The organism is Planococcus sp. FY231025, assembly GCF_052078085.1.
Taxonomy (GTDB): Bacteria; Bacillota; Bacilli; order Bacillales_A; family Planococcaceae; genus Planococcus.
Window position 1 is genome coordinate 1 of sequence record NZ_JBQJJG010000022.1, and the last position, 1,674, is coordinate 1,674.

The following is a 1,674-nucleotide window of genomic DNA, read 5'->3' on the forward strand; positions in this document are numbered from 1 at the left end:
GAGGCCACTGAAAAACTATCAGAAGAAGCACCGAATCTCTATATTTTTAGAGATTCGGTGCTTTTTTCGATGTATACTGATGATAAATCAAGGAGGGATTCCCATGATGCCAGAAAATCCATTCATGAAACCCAGTCCCTATGCCGCCCTTTACGATTTACTCATTCCAAAAGATCATATTTTCCGCCGCATCAACGAGCTTGTCGACTTTTCCTTTGTGACAGAGGAACTGGCGGATAAGTATTGCCCCGACAATGGCCGCACGGCCATCCATCCCATACGCATGTTCAAGTACCTTTTTTTAAAGTACCTGCATCCACTTTCAGATGTCGATCTGGTCGAACGATCCAGATACGACCTCTCCTATAAATTCTTCTTAGATATGGCACCTGAGGAAGACGTAATCGATTCCAGCTCCTTGACGGTCTTCCGTAAATTGCGTTTGAAAGACACTCAACTCTTGGACCTTCTGATTGGCAGAACCGTCGCCATAGCGATGGCCCACGGATTGTTGGAAAGCAATACCATCATCGTGGATGCGACCCATACCCAATCGCGTTACAACCTGAAAAACCCACGCGAGGTCCTGCAGGACCAGTCCCGCCTATTGCGCAAACATTTGTATGCCGTAGATGAATCGTTGAAGGAACAGTTGCCAGTGAAGAATACAAAAGACGATCTGGAAGCGGAACTGGCTTATTGCGCTGAGCTCATCGCTGTCGTCGAACAGCTTCCCGGCCTATCGGCCAATCCGAAAATCGGGGAATCCTTCCGCCTGTTGCAAGAAACGGTAGCGGATGATCAGGAAAAGCTGCAGTGTTCAACTGATCATGACGCCCGGACCGGGCATAAATCAGCGGACACGTCGTTTTTCGGCTATAAGACCCATCTGGCGATGAGCCCCGAACGGATCATCACCGGGGCCATCGTGACTACCGGCGAGAAGAACGACGGGAAACTGCTTCAGTCCTTGATTGAAAAAAGCGATGCCGCCGGCATCAACGTGAAGACGGTCATCGGGGACAGTGCCTATTCGGAGAAAGAAAACCTTGAGTATGTGGAGGAAAACAAGATATGCCTCATCTCTAAACTGAACCCCGTCACGGCTTACGGGACCCGAAAAAAAGAAGATGAATTCGAATTCAATAAGGACGCCGGAATGTATGTCTGCAAGGCCGGCCATCTGGCGATCCGGAAAGCCCGGCAGGGCAAAAAAGGAACAGGTACAAATCAACAAGACACCTACTACTTCGACATCGACCGCTGCAAGCGCTGTCCCCTGCGGGAAGGGTGCTACAAGGAAGGGGCCAAAAGCAAGACCTATTCCGTCACCATCAAATCACCAGAACACGCCAATCAGTTCGCCCTTCAGGAAAGCGCCGAGTTCAAGGGAAAGGCGAAGGAACGGTACAAAATCGAAGCCAAGAACAGTGAATTGAAGAATCGGCACGGACACCGCGTGACGTCCGGTGCCGGACTCAGCGGCATGGAAGTGCAAGGCGCCATGGCGATTTTCGTCGTGAACGTGAAGCGGATCCTCCGGCTGTTGGATGAGCGCAGGGAAGCTTCCGGCTGAATCACCAAAAGAAAAAGAGCCGAAATGACAGGATTTCTGTCATCTCGGCTCTTTTGATGCCTCCCGGTGATGTAGAGGGAGGGTTTTTCAGTGGCCTC

At 50.6% G+C, this 1,674-nt stretch carries 1 protein-coding gene; it reads left to right on the plus strand.

The annotated features are described in order from the left end of the window. Positions 1 to 103 precede the first annotated feature (103 nt). Entirely contained in the window at positions 104 to 1,576 is a 1,473-nt protein-coding gene (locus tag ACTL32_RS18855; RefSeq protein ID WP_441342874.1) for an IS1182 family transposase, read from the plus strand. Positions 1,577 to 1,674 lie beyond the last annotated feature (98 nt).

Excerpts from the sequence above, each read along its gene's own strand:
- ACTL32_RS18855 (WP_441342874.1), top strand. The coding sequence starts at position 104 with ATGATGCCAGAAAATCCATTCATGAAACCCAGTCCCTATGCCGCCCTT.